At 69.9% G+C, this 18,195-nt stretch carries 15 protein-coding genes and 1 tRNA gene; 5 read left to right on the forward strand and 11 right to left on the reverse strand.

Translation table 11 applies throughout. The features are described from left to right. Window positions 1-23: 23 nt before the first annotated feature. Window positions 24-1,382, forward strand: a complete 1,359-nt coding sequence (locus ACIRVH_RS20440) for a pyridoxal phosphate-dependent decarboxylase family protein (protein WP_403955161.1) — start codon at window positions 24-26, stop codon at window positions 1,380-1,382. Then, a complete protein-coding gene (locus ACIRVH_RS20445; protein ID WP_403955164.1) occupies window positions 1,379-2,791 on the forward strand; it encodes a lysine N(6)-hydroxylase/L-ornithine N(5)-oxygenase family protein in 1,413 nt (470 codons plus the stop codon). The genes ACIRVH_RS20440 and ACIRVH_RS20445 overlap by 4 nt, the downstream gene beginning before the upstream one ends. Before the next feature lie 73 nt (window positions 2,792-2,864). Here the strand turns inward: ACIRVH_RS20445 and ACIRVH_RS20450 are convergent, their stop codons facing one another. Next, on the reverse strand, window positions 2,865-4,670 hold the full coding sequence (locus ACIRVH_RS20450; RefSeq protein WP_403955166.1) for a bifunctional metallophosphatase/5'-nucleotidase: 1,806 nt from the start codon (window positions 4,668-4,670) through the stop codon (window positions 2,865-2,867). 149 nt (window positions 4,671-4,819) lie between these two features. Here ACIRVH_RS20450 and ACIRVH_RS20455 point away from each other — a divergent pair, with 149 nt between their 5' ends. Further along, window positions 4,820-5,515 carry an SIMPL domain-containing protein gene (locus ACIRVH_RS20455; RefSeq protein WP_403955169.1) on the forward strand — a complete coding sequence of 232 codons (696 nt, stop codon included), beginning with the start codon at window positions 4,820-4,822 and terminating at the stop codon, window positions 5,513-5,515. 154 nt (window positions 5,516-5,669) lie between these two features. Continuing rightward, window positions 5,670-7,106, forward strand: a complete 1,437-nt coding sequence (gene pyk, locus ACIRVH_RS20460; RefSeq protein ID WP_403955172.1) for a pyruvate kinase — start codon at window positions 5,670-5,672, stop codon at window positions 7,104-7,106. Window positions 7,107-7,194: 88 nt separating this feature from the next. On the opposite strand, the gene ACIRVH_RS20465 is transcribed toward pyk, so the two are convergent. Further along, window positions 7,195-7,269, reverse strand: a tRNA-Leu gene (locus tag ACIRVH_RS20465). 100 nt (window positions 7,270-7,369) lie between these two features. Here ACIRVH_RS20465 and ACIRVH_RS20470 point away from each other — a divergent pair. Continuing rightward, window positions 7,370-8,026, forward strand: a complete 657-nt coding sequence (locus ACIRVH_RS20470; RefSeq protein ID WP_403955175.1) for an ANTAR domain-containing response regulator — start codon at window positions 7,370-7,372, stop codon at window positions 8,024-8,026. A 96-nt stretch (window positions 8,027-8,122) separates the two neighbouring features. On the opposite strand, the gene ACIRVH_RS20475 is transcribed toward ACIRVH_RS20470, so the two are convergent. From ACIRVH_RS20475 to ACIRVH_RS20515, 9 genes are all read right to left on the reverse strand, one after another. Further along, entirely contained in the window at window positions 8,123-8,839 is a 717-nt protein-coding gene (locus tag ACIRVH_RS20475) for an ABC transporter ATP-binding protein (protein ID WP_403955178.1), read from the reverse strand. After that, entirely contained in the window at window positions 8,836-9,747 is a 912-nt protein-coding gene (locus ACIRVH_RS20480; RefSeq protein WP_403955180.1) for an ABC transporter ATP-binding protein, read from the reverse strand. Before ACIRVH_RS20480 ends, ACIRVH_RS20475 begins: the two co-directional genes overlap by 4 nt. A gap of 5 nt (window positions 9,748-9,752) precedes the next feature. Further along, entirely contained in the window at window positions 9,753-11,576 is a 1,824-nt protein-coding gene (locus tag ACIRVH_RS20485; protein ID WP_403955183.1) for a branched-chain amino acid ABC transporter permease, read from the reverse strand. Between the two features lie 5 nt (window positions 11,577-11,581). Further along, a complete protein-coding gene (locus ACIRVH_RS20490; RefSeq protein WP_403955185.1) occupies window positions 11,582-12,514 on the reverse strand; it encodes a branched-chain amino acid ABC transporter permease in 933 nt (310 codons plus the stop codon). Window positions 12,515-12,623: 109 nt separating this feature from the next. Then, the gene (locus ACIRVH_RS20495; protein ID WP_403955188.1) at window positions 12,624-13,862 is read right to left on the reverse strand and encodes a branched-chain amino acid ABC transporter substrate-binding protein; all 1,239 of its coding nucleotides are present in this window, start codon (window positions 13,860-13,862) and stop codon (window positions 12,624-12,626) included. Window positions 13,863-14,152: 290 nt separating this feature from the next. Further along, window positions 14,153-14,761 (reverse strand): Tat pathway signal sequence domain protein, encoded by a 609-nt coding sequence (locus tag ACIRVH_RS20500; protein WP_403955189.1) that lies wholly within the window; start codon window positions 14,759-14,761, stop codon window positions 14,153-14,155. Next, entirely contained in the window at window positions 14,758-15,195 is a 438-nt protein-coding gene (locus ACIRVH_RS20505) for a hypothetical protein (protein ID WP_403955191.1), read from the reverse strand. The genes ACIRVH_RS20500 and ACIRVH_RS20505 overlap by 4 nt, the downstream gene beginning before the upstream one ends. Before the next feature lie 55 nt (window positions 15,196-15,250). Then, window positions 15,251-15,742 (reverse strand): hotdog fold thioesterase, encoded by a 492-nt coding sequence (locus ACIRVH_RS20510; protein ID WP_403955194.1) that lies wholly within the window; start codon window positions 15,740-15,742, stop codon window positions 15,251-15,253. Between the two features lie 48 nt (window positions 15,743-15,790). Then, a complete protein-coding gene (locus ACIRVH_RS20515) occupies window positions 15,791-18,133 on the reverse strand; it encodes an FdhF/YdeP family oxidoreductase (protein ID WP_403955197.1) in 2,343 nt (780 codons plus the stop codon). Window positions 18,134-18,195: the final 62 nt, after the last annotated feature.

Genomic DNA, 18,195 nt, shown 5'->3' on the forward strand with positions numbered 1-18,195 from the left:
GTCCCCGCGCCCCAGGAGAGCCCATGAGCATGCCGCCCCTCGCCTCAGGACCCGACGGCCCCGGAGCCCTGCGGCCGCTCCTGGACACCGTCATGGACGCGCTCGCAAGCGGTGCCCGGGCCCGCGGCGGACCGCTGCCGGCCGGCGGGCCCGAGGCCGTCGCCGCACGGATCGCCGACGCCCTCGGGGACGTCCTGCCGGACGACGGCGACCCCGACGCGCTGCGCGCCCTCGTGCACGCCCTCGCCGAGGGCGCCGCCGACCCCGCCGACCCGCTGTGCGCGGCCCATCTGCACTGCCCGCCGCTCGCCGTCGCCACCGCCGCCGACCTCGCCGCCGGCGTCCTCAACCCGTCCCTGGACTCCTGGGACCAGGCCCCGGCGGCCTCCGCGCTGGAAGCCGAGGTCACCCGAGCCCTCGCCCAGGAGATCGGTCTCGCCGACGCCGTGGTCACCACCGGCGGCACCGAGTCCAACCAGCTCGCCCTGCTGCTCGCCCGCGAGGCCCACGGCGGCAGCGTCCAGCTGGTCTGCGGGGCCAACGCCCACCACTCGCTGCCCCGCGCCGCCTGGCTGCTCGGCCTGCCCGAGCCGGTCGTCGTCCCCGCCCCGGGCGGCATCCTCGACCCGGCCGCCCTGGACGCGGCCCTCACCGCGCTCTCCGGCCCGCTGCTGGTCGCCGCCACCGCCGGCACCACCGACGCCGGGCTCATCGACCCGCTGCCCGAGATCGCCGGCCTGTGCACCGCCCACGGTGCCCGCCTGCACATCGACGCCGCCTACGGCGGCGGCCTCGCCTTCAGCGACCGGCAGCGGGACAAGCTCGTCGGACTCGAAGCCGCCCACTCCGTCACCCTCGACCTGCACAAACTCGGCTGGCAGCCGGCCGCAGCCGGCCTCCTCGCCGTGGCCCGGCCCCGCGACCTCGCCGCCCTGCACCAGCGCGCCGACTACCTGAACGCGGACGACGACACCGAGGCCGGACTCCCCGACCTGCTCGGCCGCTCCCTGCGCACCACCCGCCGCCCGGACATCCTCAAGATCGCCGTCACCCTGAAGACGCTGGGCCGCAGCGGGCTCGGCGCCCTGGTCGACCAGGTCTGCGCCCGCGCGCGGGAGTTCGCCGCGCTCGTCCAGGGCCACACCGGCTTCGAGCTGTACGACCGGCCCGTCATCAGCACGGTCCTGTTCCGGCCCGTCGACGCGGACGACGACACGGTGGCCACCGTACGCCGCAGGCTGCTGCACGAGGGCCGGGCCGTCCTCGGCCGCGCCCGGCTCGACGACCGTCTCTGGCTCAAGGCCACCTTCCTCAACCCGCACACCCGGCCGGACGAACTGGCCCAGCTCGTCAAACTCGTAGAAGGAACGACCCCCAGATGACCATCCCTCCACGCCACGAGCCCGAGTCCCCGCGCGACCTGGTCGGCATCGGCATCGGCCCCTGCAACCTCTCCCTCGCCGCCCTCGCCCACCCGCTCGCCGAACTCGACGCCGTCTTCTACGAACAGCGCCACGCCTTCGCCTGGCACCCCGGCCTCCTCATCGAGGGCGCCACCATCCAGGTGCCGTTCCTCGCCGACCTGGTGACCCTCGCCGACCCCACCAGCCCCTGGAGCTTCCTCAACTACCTCAGGACGCGCGAGCGGCTCTTCCCCTTCTACTTCGCCGAGCGCTTCCAGATCCAGCGTGCCGAGTACGACGCCTACTGCCGCTGGGTCTCCGAGAACCTCCCCGGGCTGCGTTTCCGCCACCAGGTCGACGCCGTCCGCTGGAACCCCGAACGCGACGTGTTCGAGGTCGACTTCACCCAGCTCGACGCCGAGGGCGAGGCCGAGGCGCTGGGCCGCACCTACACCCGCAACGTCGTCCTCGGCGTGGGCACCGCCCCCTACGTGCCCGACCCGCTGCAGCCCCTCGTCGAGGCGCCCGGCGTCCCGGTCGTCCACGCCGCCGACTACCTCGACCACCGCGCCACCGTGCTCGCCGCCGAGCACGTCACCGTCGTCGGCTCCGGACAGTCCGGCGCCGAGGTCTTCCTCGACCTGTTGCGCCACCGCCCGGCCGGACGCGAGAGGCTGCACTGGATCGGCCGCAGCGAGGCGTTCGCGCCGATGGAGTACTCCAAGCTCGGCCTGGAACACTTCACGCCCGACTACACCCGCTACTTCCACGCCCTCGCCGAACCCGTCCGCGACCGGCTGGTCGCCGCCCAGTGGCAGCTGCACAAGGGCATCGACGCCGGCACCCTCGCCGACATCCACGACGAGCTGTACCGGCGCACCCTGGACGGAGGCTGGCCCGACGCGGTCCTGACTCCCGGGGTCCGCGTCCGTACCGCCGGCCGGGTCGCCACCACCAAGGTCGAACTCCACCTGGAGCACGTCCAGCAGGGCAGCCGTTCCCGGCTCACCACGGACGCCGTCGTCCTCGCCACCGGCTACCGCGAGCGCCCGCTGGGCCGCCTCCTCGCGGGACTCGACCCCTACATGCGCCGCGACAGCAGCGAACGCCCGCGTATCGAGGGATCGTTCCGGCTGCTTCTCGACCCCTCGGTCACCGGGTCGGTGTACGTCCAGAACGCCGGGCTCCACGCCCACGGCGTCGGCACCCCCGACCTGGGGCTCGCCGCCTGGCGCAGCGCCACCATCCTCAACTCCCTGACGGGCAAGGAGCCGTACCCGCTGCCCACCCGGACGTCCTTCACCACGTACGGACTCCAGGAGCCGCAGTCCCGGGTGCCGCAGACCAGGCAGGCGACGCAGCTGACCCCGCTGGTGGACGAACGGTAGAAGGCCCCCCGGGACGGTGACACGCATCCTGTGCGTGGCCGGTCCCGGGAGGCCGGTTCCCTGCTCGTGCGGCTTAGAAGACGGGCGTGCCGTTCCGCGTGAGCTTCCAGTCCACGGACGCGAAGTCCTTCGGGTCCAGGACGCCCTTCGTGGTGACCCACTCGGCGATCCGGGTGCGGATCTCCGTCGACTCCGACCACAGTTCCTTGGCCGACGCGACGTGCGGGAAGGCGCCGCCGCCGTTGGCGCGGTAGTTGTTCACCGCGAACACGAACTGCTGGGCGTCGTCCAGCGCGGCACCGTCGAAGGTGAGGTTCTTGATCCGCGAACCGACCGGCTGGGCGATGTCGATGTCGTACGACAGGCCCGAGACGTAGTCGTAGTTGTAGTCGGGACGGCCGCCCTCGTTGGTCAGCTTCTCGACGTCGACGGCGGCGTCGGCGGCCGTCTGGATGTAGTACGCCGCCGAGTACTCCAGGTACGCCCGCACCTGCGCGCCCGTCAGCAGCTTGGCGACCAGCGTGTTGTCGTACACGTACAGGCTCGACAGGTCCCGGATGGTCACGTTGCCGGCCGGGATCTCGGAGGTGCGGGAGAACGGCGAGGCCTGCGCGATGACCGGCAGCGAGGCGTACTCGGTGCCCGCCAGCGCGGCCTTGACCACGTCCTCCTGGACCTTGGTGATCAGGTCGATGATCGGGGCGTCCTTGTAGCGGGCCTCGACCGTCGTCAGGGTCGCGGTTGCGGTCCCGACGACCTGGTTCACGTACGTGACGACCTTCGCGTGCTCGTCGCTGAGCAGCTTGGTGATCTTCGGGTCGTCGGCGACCGAGTTGGAGTTGAGCACCTTCGAGGAGACGGACTCGACGGTCCACCGGCCCTTCTCGAAGACCAGCTCGATGTCGAACACGGACAGCCGCTCCGCGTAGGCCAGCGGCTCCGACAGCACGACCGTCTTCCCGGTCTGATCGTTGGTGACCTTCAGCTCCGGGATCTCCACGTGCGCGTGCCCGACGAGGATCGCGTCGATGTCCGGGACCTGCTTGGCCACGTTGGCGGCCGCGTTCTCCACGTACGGCAGCTGGTCACCGTAGGACGAGGTGCCGGAGGACCCGGAGTGCGCCGACACCACGACGACGTCCGCGCCGAGCGCCTTCAGCTTCGGCACCCACTTCGCGGCCTGCTCCTCCAGGCCCGGGAACGCCAGCTTGCCCTGCACGTACGCCTTGTCCCAGATCGCGATGCCGGGGTTGGTCAGGCCGAGCACGGCGACCTTGACCGGACGGGCGCCCGGCACGTGGAACGTCTTGATGAAGTAGGGCGGGAAGGCGGGCCGCAGCGTCTTCGCGTCGACCGCGTTGGCGCCGAGCAGCGGGAAGTCCAGCTGGTCCTCGAACTTGCGCAGGGTCTCGATGCCGTAGTTGAACTCGTGGTTGCCGAGCGCCGCGGCGTCGTACCCGATCGCGTTCATCGCCTGCGCCATCGGGTGCACCGGGCCGCCCTTGGCGGTGATCGGGTCGACCTTGGCGTAGTAGTACGTCAGCGGGGTGCCCTGGATCGTGTCGCCGGCGTCCAGCAGCAGCGTGTTGCAGCGGCCCTTCTCCGCGCGGATCCGGTCGACCAGGGTCGAGATCCGGGCCAGGCCCTGGGCGTTGCCCGCCTTGTCGGTGTACTCCGCGTTCTTGAAGTAGTCCCAGTTGAAGACGTGGCCGTGCAGGTCGGTGGTGCCCATGACGGTGAGCGAGTGGCGCTTCACATGCTTCCCGGGCGTCTGCTGCTCGGCCGCCTCGGCCGCCGGAGCCGCCGCCGCACCGGCGATCGCGACTCCCGCGCCCGTCGCGGCGGACTTCTTCAGGAACTTCCGGCGGTTCAAAGGCATCTCTCGGTCTCCTCGGCGAATGGTCAACGACGCGCGTAGATTCTGACCTGGTCATGACTGACGGCAACAGGTCCAAGAGGTTGCGATCTGGTGACCTGATGCGTGAACTCCGGCCGCCGAAGCGGGAGGTGCGTGACAGAGTGGGACGTATGACCTCTCCGTCGGCCGTCCCGTACGGCACCCCCGACGCCCCTCTCCTCGTGGTCCGCGGCGAGGCCGAACTCGACGTCGAGCCCGAGATCGCCCGCATCGGCGTGACCGTGACCGCCCGCGGCCGCGACCGGCGCTCCACCCTGGACGACCTCACCCGGCGCAACGCCGCCGTCCTCGACCTCGTGAAGTCCTACGGGGACGCGGTGGAGGAGCTGTCCACCGGCGCCTTCTCCATCACCCCGGAGCTCACCGAGCGCGGCCGGGGTGAGCGGGTGCGCAGCTACCAGGGCCGGGTCCACCTCGGCGCGGAATTCTCGGACTTCACCGTCCTCGGTGAACTGACCACGCGCCTGGCCGACTTGGAGCTGACCCGGGTCGACGGCCCCTGGTGGTCCCTGCGCCCCGGCTCGCCGGTGCACGCCGAGGCCCGGCGGCGGGCGGTCGGCGAGGCGCTCCAGCGGGCCCGGGAGTACGCCGAGGCCCTCGGCACCTCGATCGCCGCTCTGGTCGAACTGGCCGACACCGGCGCCGAGCGACCGCGGGGCGGCGGGGCCGCCTTCGCGCGGGGTGTCCGGCGCATGAGCATGGCCGAAGAGGCAGAGCCCGCCGAACCTCTCGATCTGGAACCCTCGCGACTGCGTGTCACCGCCCAGGTCAGCGCCCAATTCACACTGGTACCACCGCGGCTGTGAATTCCGGGCACGGAGAAGCTATGACCGAAAAGAATCGCTCATAGGAGCGGGCTGCCGCACAATTCAACACTTGTCAACAGCCCTTTACTCAAAGGTTGTTGAGTGGTCATGTGGCCCGGATTCTCTACCGACGGGTAAGGCCTAGGCTCGAATCATGCGCCGAGCAAAGATCGTCTGTACTCTGGGCCCCGCCACCGACTCGTACGACCAGATCAAGGCACTGGTCGAGGCCGGAATGGACGTCGCCCGCTTCAACCTCAGCCACGGCACTCACGCCGAGCACGAGGAGCGATACCGGCACGTACGAAAGGCGGCCGACGAGACCGGTCGCAGCGTCGGAATCCTCGCCGACCTTCAAGGTCCGAAGATCCGGCTCGGCCGCTTCAGCGAAGGCCCCGTACTCCTTGAACGCGGCGACTCCTTCACCATCACCGTGGAGGAGGGTGTCGAGGGCGACCGCCATGCCTGCGGCACCACCTACGCCGGCCTCGCCGCCGATGTCACCCCGGGTGAGCGCGTCCTCGTGGACGACGGCAAGGTCTGCCTGGAGGTCACCGCCGTCGACGGCCCCCGGGTCCACACCCGGGTGATCGAGGGCGGCGTCATCTCCGACCACAAGGGCCTGAACCTCCCCGGCGTCGCCGTCTCCGTGCCCGCCCTCTCCAAGAAGGACGAGGACGACCTGCGCTGGGCGCTGCGCACCGGCTTCGACGTCGTCGCCCTCTCCTTCGTGCGCAGCGGCAAGGACGCCGCGGACGTCCACCGCGTCATGGGCGAGGAGGGTCGCCGCCTCCCGGTGATCGCCAAGGTGGAGAAGCCGCAGGCGGTCGAGAACATCGACGACATCGTCGCCGCCTTCGACGGCATCATGGTCGCGCGCGGCGACCTGGGTGTGGAGATGCCGCTGGAGCAGGTCCCGATCGTGCAGAAGCGCGCCGTCAAGCTCGCCAAGCGCAACGCCAAGCCGGTCATCGTGGCCACCCAGATGCTGGACTCGATGATCGACAACTCCCGCCCGACCCGTGCCGAGGCCTCGGACGTCGCCAACGCGGTCATCGACGGCACGGACGCGGTGATGCTGTCCGGCGAGACCAGCGTCGGCAAGTACCCGATCGAGACCGTGCGGACCATGGCGAAGATCGTCGAGGCCGCCGAGGAGGACCTGCTCGCCAAGGGCCTGCCGCCGCTGACCGAGCGGAACAAGCCCCGTACCCAGGGCGGCGCCGTCGCCCGGGCCGCGGCCGAGATGGGCGACTTCCTCGGGGCGAAGTTCCTGGTGGCGTTCACCCAGTCGGGAGACACGGCCCGCCGGCTGTCCCGCTACCGCTCGCCCATCCCGTTGCTGGCCTTCACCCCGGAGCAGGCCACCCGCTCCCAGCTCAGCCTCACCTGGGGTGCGGAGACCTTCCTCGGCCCGCACGTCGACTCCACGGACGCCATGGTCGACCAGGTGGACGAGCTGCTGCTGAAGTACGGCCGCTGCCAGAAGGGCGACGTCGTGGTCATCACGGCGGGTTCCCCGCCCGGTGTCTCCGGCTCGACCAACATGGTCCGGGTGCACCACATCGGCGAGGACGACAGTCCCAAATAGCGGACCCAAAGTGGGACCAGGGAACGGAAAAGGGCCCCTCGTCCGGAGGGGCCCCGCCAATTCAGTGACCTTGGAATCCAAGGAAAAGTGCCCCGGGTCGGACTCGAACCGACACTGTACGGGTTTTGAATCCGTTGCCTGCTGCCAATTGGGCTACCGGGGCTCGCAGAATCCAAGGTTTCCCCCGACCCTCCGCGCGTCCACCATACCGTAGCTAGGTAGGCTCTTGTCAGCAGTACCCCTGCCCTGAACGAGGAGCCCCAGTGACCGCCGAGTCGCCCCAGCCCGTAGACGCGCCCGACGACGACAAGTCGCACGTGCCTCCGCTGACGACCCGTGTCGTCATCGCCGAGGACGAGGCACTGATCCGGCTCGACCTGAAAGAGATGCTGGAGGAGGAGGGGTACACCGTCGTCGGCGAGGCCGGGGACGGGGAGCAGGCCGTGGAGCTGGCCCGCGAGCACCGGCCGGACCTGGTGATCCTCGATGTGAAGATGCCCAAGCTGGACGGCATCTCCGCGGCCGAGAAGATCGCCGAGGAGTCCATCGCCCCGGTCCTCATGCTCACCGCGTTCTCCCAGCGCGACCTCGTCGAGCGCGCCCGGGACGCCGGTGCCATGGCCTACCTGGTGAAGCCGTTCAGCAAGAGCGACGTCGTACCGGCCATCGAGATGGCCGTCTCCCGCTTCACCGAACTGAAGCAGCTGGAGCAGGAGGTCGCCGACCTCACCCTGCGGCTGGAGACCCGCAAGCTGGTCGACCGCGCGAAGTCCGTCCTGCAGACCGAGTACGGGCTGACCGAGCCCGCCGCCTTCCGCTGGATCCAGAAGACCTCCATGGACCGCCGGATGTCGATGCAGCAGGTCGCCGAGGCGGTCATCGCGGACAACGAGGAGAAGAAGGCCACGAAGAAGGCCTGACACCCCGCACGTGAACAAGGCCTGACACTCTGCACGTGAACGAAGAGGCCCGCGCCCCGGAGAAGGGGGCGCGGGCCTCTTCGTGTGCCCCGGCGGTCAGTCCTCGCCGAGGTACGCCTTGCGGACCGACTCGTCGTGCAGCAGGTCCTGGCCCGTGCCGGACAGGACGATGTTGCCGACCTCCATGACATGGCCCTGGTCGGCGAGCGAGAGCGCCGCCTGGGCGTTCTGCTCGACCAGCAGGATCGTCGTGCCCTGGGACTTCAGCTGGGCGATCGTCGCCATGATCTTCTGCATCATGATCGGCGACAGACCCATGGACGGCTCGTCCAGCATCAGCAGCTTCGGCTGGGACATCAGGGCGCGGCCCATCGCCAGCATCTGCTGCTCACCGCCGGAGAGGGTGCCGGCCGCCTGCTTCCTGCGCTCCCCGAGGATGGGGAAGAGGTCGTAGGCGCGCTGGATGTCCTTCTCGATGCCCGGCTTGTCGCTCCGCAGGAACGCACCGAGGCGCAGGTTGTCCTCGATCGTCATGCGCGGGAAGATGTGCCGCCCCTCGGGGGAGTGGGCGAGCCCCAGCGAGACCACCTGGTGGGCCGGGATCTTCTTCAGCGACTTGCCGTTGAACCTGATCTGCCCGCCGACCGGCTTGAGCAGGCCGGAGAGCGTGCGCAGGGTGGTGGTCTTGCCGGCGCCGTTGGTGCCGATGAGGGTGACCACCTCGCCGGCCTCGACCTTGAAGGAGATGCCCTTGACGGCCTCGATCTTGCCGTAGGCGACCCGCAGGTCCTCTACTTCGAGCAGTGCGGTCATCGGTCGTTCTCCTTGCCGGGCGCGGCGTCCGTCGTGGCCTCGGCGTGCGCCTCGGCCGCCTCGACCTCGGCGACCTCCTCGTCGCCGGGAGCGTTCTCGAAGGGTTCGCCGAGGTACGCGGCGACGACCCGCTCGTCGCCCTGGACGGTCGCGCTGTCGCCCTCGACGAGCTTCTGGCCCTGCACGAGGACGGCGACGCGGTCGCAGAGATTGAAGATGAAGCGCATGTCGTGCTCGATGACGAGCACGGCGATGCCCTTGTCCCGGATGGCGAAGACCAGTTCCTCGGTGGCCCGGGTCTCCTGCGGGTTCATACCGGCGGTCGGCTCGTCCAGGAGCAGCAGGCCGGGCTCGCTGGCCAGCGCCCGGGCGATCTCCAGCTTGCGCTGCTCGCCGTAGGGGAGGTTGCGGGCGAGGTGCTCGGCCTTCGCCTCCAGGCCCACGAACTGCAGGAGTTCCATGGCACGGGCGCGGGAGGCCGCCTCGGCCTTGTGGAAGCCGGGGCCGCGCAGCAGCGCGGACCACAGGCCCTCCTTGGTGCGGGTGTGCCGGCCGACCAGCACGTTCTCCAGGACCGTCATGTTGCCGAACAGACGGATGTTCTGGAAGGTACGGGCGATGCCCGCCGCCGTGACCTTGAAGGACTTCGGCGGCAGGACCTGGCCCTTGTAGCGGACCTCGCCCTCGGTGGGGACGTACAGACCGGTGAGGCAGTTGAAGAACGTGGTCTTGCCGGCGCCGTTGGGGCCGATCAGACCGACGATCTCGCCGCTGTTGACGGTGAAGTCGACATTGCGTACGGCCGTCAGACCGCCGAAGCGCATCGTGACACCGCGGGCGTCGAGCACGACCTCGCCGGGGGCGGAAGCGCCGGGGGCGGCGTCCTGGGTGGTGGTGTCGGTGGTCATGGTGGTCACGCCCCTGCCTTGCTGAGGACGGCGGGCGCTTCTGCCTCTTCGTGGAATTCGAGCTGGCGGCGCCGGTTGGGGATGAGGCCCTCGGGGCGGAAGCGCATCAGGATTACGAGCGCGACGCCGAAGGCGAAGAGCTGGTAGTCGCCCAGGAACTGGAGCTTGGCCGGGATCAGGTACAGCAGCGCGGCACCGACCAGCGGACCGGAGATGGTGCCCATGCCGCCGAGGACCACCGCGGCCAGCAGGAAGGCCGAGTTGGGCGGCACGACGTGCGCGAACTGGTACTGCTCCGGGGTCACCGTGTACGTGACGTGGGCCTGGACGGAACCGGCGAGGCCGGCCATGGAGGCGCCCAGGGCGAACGCGATGAGCTTGACCCGGAAGCCGTTGATACCCATGGCGAGTGCGGCGGTCTCGTCCTCGCGGATGGCGATCCAGGCGCGGCCGATGCGGGAGTCGCTGCTGCGCCGGAACACCACGACCACGATGAGCGTGATGACCAGCATCAGCAGGAAGTAGTTCGCGAACCGGCCGACGGTGGCGCCGAGGAACTGGTGCTCCTGGCCGAAGTCGAAGCCGAGGATGTTCAGGTTCGGGATCGAGGAGATGCCGTTGGAGCCGTTGGTGACGTCCGGGCCCGAGGTGCCGTCCATGTTGAGGACGGTGATGCGGAAGATCTCACCGAAGCCGAGGGTCACGATGGCGAGGTAGTCGCCACGCAGTCGCAGGGTCGGGGCGCCGATCAGCACACCGAAGACCATCGCGACGGCCGCGCCGCACAGCGCCGAGGCCCAGAACGGCAGGTTGACGTGCAGCGGCGAGGACGGCGAGCCGGAGACCAGGGCCGCGGTGTAGGCGCCGACACCGAGGAAGGCGACGTAACCGAGGTCGAGGAGGCCGGCGAGGCCGACGACGATGTTCAGGCCGAGCGCGACGGTGGCGAAGATCAGGATGTAGACGCCGATCGTCGCGTACTGGTCGTCGGACTGGGTGAACGGGAAGGCGGCCGCGGCGGCGAAGGCACCGGTCATGGTGATGTTGCGGTGGCGCGCGGTGATCGTCGAGACCCGGGCCACGAGCCCGGCCTTGGCGAGGGCGCCGAAGCCGAAGCCGGCGGTGATGAGGAAGCCGATGAACAGCTGGTCGTACGCGGTGCCGATGCCGTAGGTGAAGACGATCAGACCGACCGCCATCGCCGCGATGATGACGAGGATCTCGGCGTAGGCGGGCAGCTTGGGGGCCGGCGCCGGGGCCTTGGCGGCGAAGGCCGCCTTGAAGTTGTTCCAGTTCTGCCGGGACTGGTGGCGGAACTTCTCCAGGCCGGTGTCGTCCGGGTCGGCGAGGTCCGGAGCCGGCCGCTCGTACGGCAGGGCCAGCGCGCCGACCAGGGCCGCCAGCGTGGCGATGGCCACGATGAAGCCGCCGGCCTCCAGGTTCACCAGACCGCCCAGCTTGGCGCTGATGGCGATGACCGTGTACCAGGCGGTGGCGAAGGTGCCGAGCGCGGCCGTCTTCAGGGCGCTGTCGGCGCTGCCCGGGGTCAGCCACTTCAGGCCCTTGACGCCGTAGGAGGCGAGACCGAAGGCGGTGGTGAGAATGCCGCCGATCAGGACGAGGACCTGAAGGCCGCCCGGGTAGCCGTAGACGGTGAGGTCGCCGGGGAACGCGGCGGTCCAGGTCCAGGCGAGGAAGGTGGAGAGGATCGTCAGGACGCCGCCGCCGGTGGCGAGGGCCCGGCCGAGCGGGGCGGGCAGGCCGATCAGGCCGGACGGGGCGGCCGCGGGAGCGCTCGGGGTCTCGGATGCGGTGGTCTGTGTGGTCATCGGTGTCACGCCCTGTCCGCGACGCGTTCGCCGAGCAGACCCTGGGGCCTGAACAGCAGAACGAGGATGAGGAGTACGAACGCCCAGACGTCTGCCCAGGACTGGCTGCCGAACTTGTCCATGCCGGGGATGTCGGCGATGTAGGCGGTGGACAGGGCCTCGGCGACGCCGAGGACGAGGCCGCCGAGCATGGCGCCGTAGATGTTGCCGATACCGCCGAGGACGGCCGCGGTGAACGCCTTCAGGCCGAGGATGAAGCCCATGCGGAAGTCGATCTGGCCGTACTTGAGGCCGTAGGCCACGGATCCGACGGCGGCGAAGGTGGCACCGAGGGCGAACGCGATCACGATGATGCGGTCGGTGTTGACGCCCATCAGCTTCGCGGTGTCCGGGTCCTGGGCGGTGGCCTGCATGCCGCGCCCGGTACGGGTGCGCATCACGAAGTAGGCGAGGAACGCCATGCTGAGCGGCGCCGCGCAGACCAGGAAGATGTCACCGGTCTGGATCGTGACGTTGCCGATCTCGAAGGGCCCGCCGGGGATGCTCGGGAAGGTACGGGCGGACTTGGCGCCCGGGTACCAGGCCCACACCGCCTGCTGGAGGGCGAGGGAGAGACCGATGGCGGTGATGAGGGGAGCGAGGCGGGGTGCGCTGCGCAGAGGGCGGTAGGCGAACCGTTCCGCTCCGACGGCGACCGTGACGGCGACGAGGATGGCGCCGACGAGCATGAGCGGCAGGGCCACCCACATCGAGGTGCCGTCGGGAAGGATGTAGGCGTAGACCGTGAGCGCGCCGAACGCTCCGGTCATGAATATCTCGCCGTGGGCGAAGTTGATGAGCTGGACAATGCCATAGACCATCGTGTAGCCAATGGCGACCAGCCCGTACATGGATCCAAGTAGCAGGCCGTTGACCAGCTGCTGCGGCAGTTCGTTCACCGCATGTCCTCCGAGCGTTCGGAAAGTTCGACGGATGTGTCCGGATGCGAGTCCGCGCGGGGCGCCTGTGGAACAGCGCCCCGCGCGGCTCGGCTGGTGCGGGTGTGGGTCAGCTGCCGTTGTAGGTGCCGGACTCCACGGCCTTCCAGGCACTGCCCGTGACGGAGTAGACGGTGAGCTGCTTGTTGGTCGCGTCACCGTACTCGTCGAAGGAGACCTTGCCGGTCACACCGTCGAAGGAGACGCTCTGCATCGCGGCGGTGATCTTCGCGCGGGCGTCGGACGGCAGCTTGCCGCCGTTGTCGTCGACGACCTTCTTCACGGCCTCGATGATCGACCAGGCGGAGTCGTAGGAGTAACCGCCGTACGCCGCGTACGCCTCCTTGTAGCCCGCCGCCTTGTAGTTGGCGACGAACTCCTTGGCGGAGTCGAGCGTCTCGACCGGCGCGCCGACCGAGGTGGCCAGGTCACCCTTGCCGGAGGCGCCGGCCAGCTTGATGAAGTCGTCGGCGTAGATGCCGTCACCGCCGACCAGCGGGATCTTGGACCCGGCGGCCTTGATCTGCTTGCTGAGCGGACCGGCCTGCGGGTACTCGCCGCCGTAGTACACCACCTGGGCACCGGAGTTCTTCACCTTGGTGGCGACCGCGGAGAAGTCCTTGGTGTCGGGGTTGATGTGCTCGGTGCCGACGATCTTGCCGCCGAGCTTCTTGAACTCGTCGGTGAACGTCCCGGCGAGGCCGGCGCCGTACGTCTTCTTGTCGTCGATGACGAAGGCCTTGGTCTTCTTGGCCTTGTTGTAGACGTACTGGGCGGCGAACGGGCCCTGGATGGCGTCCGTGGTCGCGGTGCGGAAGTACGACTTGTACTGGCGCGACTTCGACTTCCGCCAGTCGGGACCCTGGGTCAGGTCCGGGCTGGTGTTGGCCGGGGAGACCTCGACCAGCTTGGCGTCGTCGAAGACCTTCTGCATCGACTGGGCGACGGAGGAGTTCAGCGGACCGACCACACCGAGGACGCCGGACTCACCGACGAACTTGCTGGCGTTCGTCTGACCCGAGGAGGGCTGGGCCTGGTCGTCGAGGGCCTCGACCTTGAAGGTGACGCCCTTGACGTAGTTCTTCTTGTTGGCCGTCTTGGCCGCCAGGTCCACCGAGTTGCGGATGCCCAGGCCGAGCGCGGACAGGTCGCCGGTCAGCGGGGCGTCGACGCCGATGGTGACGGTGGTGCCGCCGCCGTTGCCGGAGTCCGAACCCTTGTCGCCGCTGTCGCGCGAGCCGCAGGCGGTGAGGGTGAGTGCACCCGCCGCCAGGGCGGCGGTGATGGCGATGAGCGAACGTTGACGCACGATCAGTCCTTTCCGATCGACGACCGCATCCCCGTGGAAACGGTCGAGCCGCTCGCGCCTGGCCGAAGTGGGAATCCGACTGCGCGGTGACTGGCCGTGACTCTAGGCGCGTGTGGGGAACGTGGAGGAGGGTCTGACCAATGCTGTGACGCTCTTGTTATGACACGAGGTAATGCAGAGCGGTACTCCGTGGGGGGAACGCCGGAATTCAGGCCGATTCGCCCCGTCCGCATTGTGAGAACCCGCAGGACTCACCGTGATCCGTTCAGGTGTCTCGAGGGTTTTGGTGATTACACACCACTGTTGCTGCAGGCGACTTTCAGGGCGTGTGAGAGGTGCTGTGCGTAGCGGGGGCCGAGGATGAAACTCTGAATCTGGATTGCGCGCGTATTACGCAGAGTTACTTCCAGGAAAGGCATCCCGGCGTCCTTCGGAACCTTTCCGCATTCCGTCACTTGCATGGTTATGGTGATCTTGCGGGGAGCGCCTGCCTTTGTCCGGATGGGGGCATGTGGCGTAGCGGCCACCGCGAGGCCGGCGTACGGCTGGGTCACCCGGGTCACGGTGACCGGCGGTCCCGACTCCACCTTCAACAGCACCTCGAAGCTGAAGCTGCGGGCCGGCGCACCGGGCGGGGTGGCCCGCTCGCGCAGGTACGACATCGTCACCACCTGGGCGGGGTACGGCACTTGGGGCGGTGGCGGTTGCTGCGGGCGGGTCGCGTAGAGATAGCCGCCGCCCGTGAGCAGGAGCGCGACGGCGGCGAGGACCAGGACGGCCCGGCGGTGGCGGGCGTACAGGGACGAGATCAGTGCGTGCCTTCGGCCGCGGGGCGCTTGCGGCGCGGTGTCCCACGCCTGCGTACCCTCGCCGGGCTCCAGGGGGCCGATGCCGCTCATCGCCACGGACCTCCGCTCGGGGTTCCGTGCCGGTACCGCTCGGCGCAGGACTCGTGGGCCTGACGGCCGATCAACTCATCGGCGGCAGCGGCCCCTTGGCGCCGCTCGGCCGCCCGCGCCGCGTCCACGACGTCGCGCAGGATCTCGTACTGCCCGTTGGACAGCCCCATGGACTGGTAGTCGCCGTAGGTGCCGCTGTCGAGCACCTTCCGCGACCAGTGCGCGACGATCCTCGCGCACAGCTCCGCGTCGGAGGCCGGCGACGCGGACGCGGCGGCCGGGCCGCGGGCCGAGTGCCCGGGGCCGCCGGAGCCGCCCGCACCTCGCCCGGCGCCGTCCGCCCCGCCGCAGCTCGTCGTCCACAGCAGTGCCGGCAGCGCCAGTGAGAACACCAGGAACCTCACCCCCGGCCGGGGGCCCCCATGCCGTCCCATGTGCCGAAGCTAAGGGGAGGGACGGCGGGGGAGCAACGGGGCGGCGGGGACGCTCTCAGTCGCCGGCGGGCCGGACGTGCGCCTCGTCACCGGCCCGCACGTCGCGCAGCAGGCAGGTCAGCCGGGCACTGCACACCCGGCGGCCCTCCTCGTCACTGATCACGATCTCGTACGTCGCCGTCGACCGTCCCCGGTGCACCGGCGTCGCCACGCCCGTCACCAGGCCCGAGCGGGCCCCGCGGTGGTGCGTGCAGTTCAGGTCCACGCCGACCGCGATCTTCGAGCTGCCGCCGTGCAGCATGGAGCCGACCGAGCCCAGCGTCTCCGCCAGCACCGCGGACGCGCCTCCGTGCAGCAGCCCGTACGGCTGGGTGTTGCCCTCCACCGGCATCGTGCCGACGACCCGCTCCGCCGATGCCTCCAGGATCTGCACGCCCATCCGCGTCCCGAGGTGGCCCGCCGAGAACAGCGCGGGCAGGTCGACACCGAGCGCCGCGTACTCGTCGATGACGTCCTGCGGGAATTTCACCTGCTGCTGCTCGCCCATGGCCCCGGCTCCGTTCGTCGTACACCTGTCTCTTGGCTGAGCAAACGCTCAGTCGGTCGCCGATTGTTCCAGACGGGCTTCCGGCCGGGTCGCCGGGCGGCCCTCCAGCGCGCTCTCCAGGCGCACCACGACGGACTTGCTGGCCGGGGTGTTGCTGGTGTCGGCGGTGGCGTCCAGCGGCACGAGCACGTTGGTCTCCGGGTAGTACGCCGCCGCGCAGCCCCGCGTCGTCGGGTACTGCACGACACGGAAGCCGGGAGCCCGCCGCTCCACGCCGTCCTTCCATTCGCTCACCAGGTCCACGTACGACCCGTCGGTGACCCCCAGGGCCCGCGCGTCCTCAGGGTTCACCAGCACCACCCGGCGGCCGTTGGTGATGCCCCGGTAGCGGTCGTCCAGACCGTAGATCGTGGTGTTGTACTGGTCGTGCGAGCGCAGCGTCTGCAGCAGCAGCCGGCCCTCGGGCAGCTCCGGGTACTCCACCGGCGCCGCCGTGAAGTTCGCCTTGCCGGTCGCGGTCGGGAAGCGGCGCTCGTCGCGCGGCGCGTGCGGCAGCGTGAAGCCGCCCGGGCGGGCCACGCGCACGTTGAAGTCCTCGAAACCGGGGATCACGCGCGCGATGCGGTCGCGGATCGTCGCGTAGTCCTTCTCGAACTCCTCCCACGGCACCTTGCTGTCCGCGCCGAGCACCCGGCGCGCCAGCCGGCACACGATCGCGGGCTCGGACAGCAGCTGCGGGCTCGCCGGCGCGAGCCGCCCGCGCGAGGCGTGCACCATGCCCATGGAGTCCTCGACCGTGACGAACTGCTCCGTGCTCTTCCCGTTCGGGCCGACCTGCAGATCGCGCTCCGTGCGGCCGAGCGTCGGCAGGATGAGGGCACGCGCGCCCGTGACGACGTGCGAGCGGTTGAGCTTGGTCGACACGTGCACGGTCAGCCGCGCGCGCCGCATGGCCGCCTCGGTGACGTCCGTGTCGGGGGAGGCGGAGACGAAGTTGCCGCCCATGGCGAAGAACACCTTCGCCTCGCCGTCCCGCAGCGCGCGGATCGCCCGCACGACGTCGAATCCGTGCTCGCGCGGGGGCGCGAACCCGAACTCCTTCTCCAGCGCGTCCAGGAAGGCCGGGGCGGGCCGCTCGAAGATGCCCATCGTGCGGTCGCCCTGCACGTTGGAGTGGCCGCGCACCGGGCACACGCCCGCGCCCGGGCGGCCGATGTTGCCGCGCAGGAGCAGGAAGTTGACCACTTCGCGGATGGTCGGGACGGCGTGCTTGTGCTGGGTGAGGCCCATCGCCCAGCAGACGATGGTCCGCTCGGAGGCGAGGACCATGCCGAGGGCCTGCTCGATCTCCGTGCGGGACAGGCCGGTCGCCCGGAGCGTCTCGTCCCAGTCGGCGGCACGCGCGGCCGCGGCGAACTCCTCGTACCCGTGCGTGTACTCGCGGACGAACTCCTCGTCGACCGCGCCCTCGCTCTCCAGGATCAGCTTGTTGAGGAGACGGAACAGGGCCTGGTCGCCGCCGATGCGGATCTGCAGGAACAGATCGGTGAGGGCGGCGCCCTTGAGCATGCCCTGCGGGGTCTGCGGGTTCTTGAACCGCTCCAGGCCGGCCTCGGGCAGCGGGTTGATGCTGATGATCCGCGCGCCGTTCGCCTTGGCCTTCTCCAGCGCCGAGAGCATGCGCGGGTGGTTCGTCCCCGGGTTCTGCCCCGCGACGACGATCAGGTCGGCCTTGTACAGGTCCTCCAGCAGGACGCTGCCCTTGCCGATGCCGATCGTCTCGGAGAGCGCCGAGCCGGACGACTCGTGGCACATGTTCGAGCAGTCGGGCAGGTTGTTCGTGCCCAGCTCGCGCGCGAAGAGCTGGTACAGGAACGCGGCCTCGTTGCTGGTCCGCCCCGAGGTGTAGAAGACGGACTCGTCGGGGGAACCGAGGGCGGAGATCTCCTCGGCGATGATGTCGAAGGCACGCTCCCAGCTCACCGGCTCGTAGTGATCTCCGCCTTCGGGGAGATGCATGGGATGCGTGAGCCGCCCCTGCTGTCCCAGCCAGTACCCGCTCCTGGTGGCCAGGTCGGCCACCGAGTGCGCGGCGAAGAACTCCGGGGTGACCCGGCGCAGGGTGGCCTCCTCGGCGACCGCCTTGGCGCCGTTCTCGCAGAACTCCGCCTTGTGCCGGTGGTCCGGCTCCGGCCAGGCGCAGCCCGGGCAGTCGAAGCCGTCCTTCTGGTTCACCCGCAGCAGGGTCAGTGCGGTGCGCTTCACGCCCATCTGCTGCTGGGCGATGCGCAGGGTGTGCCCGATGGCGGGCAGCCCCGCCGCCGCGTGCTTCGGCTCCGCGACCTGCGGCGCGTCCTGAACCGGATCACCCTTGGGCGGCTTGGTCGCCATCGCACGGTCCCCTTCGACTGCGTATGAGAAGTACGCCTCCGATCCTCCCACGGGGCACCGAC

Origin of the sequence: Streptomyces sp. NPDC101165 (assembly GCF_044768135.1) — a bacterium.
In the GTDB taxonomy this organism is placed as follows: Bacteria; Actinomycetota; Actinomycetes; order Streptomycetales; family Streptomycetaceae; genus Streptomyces.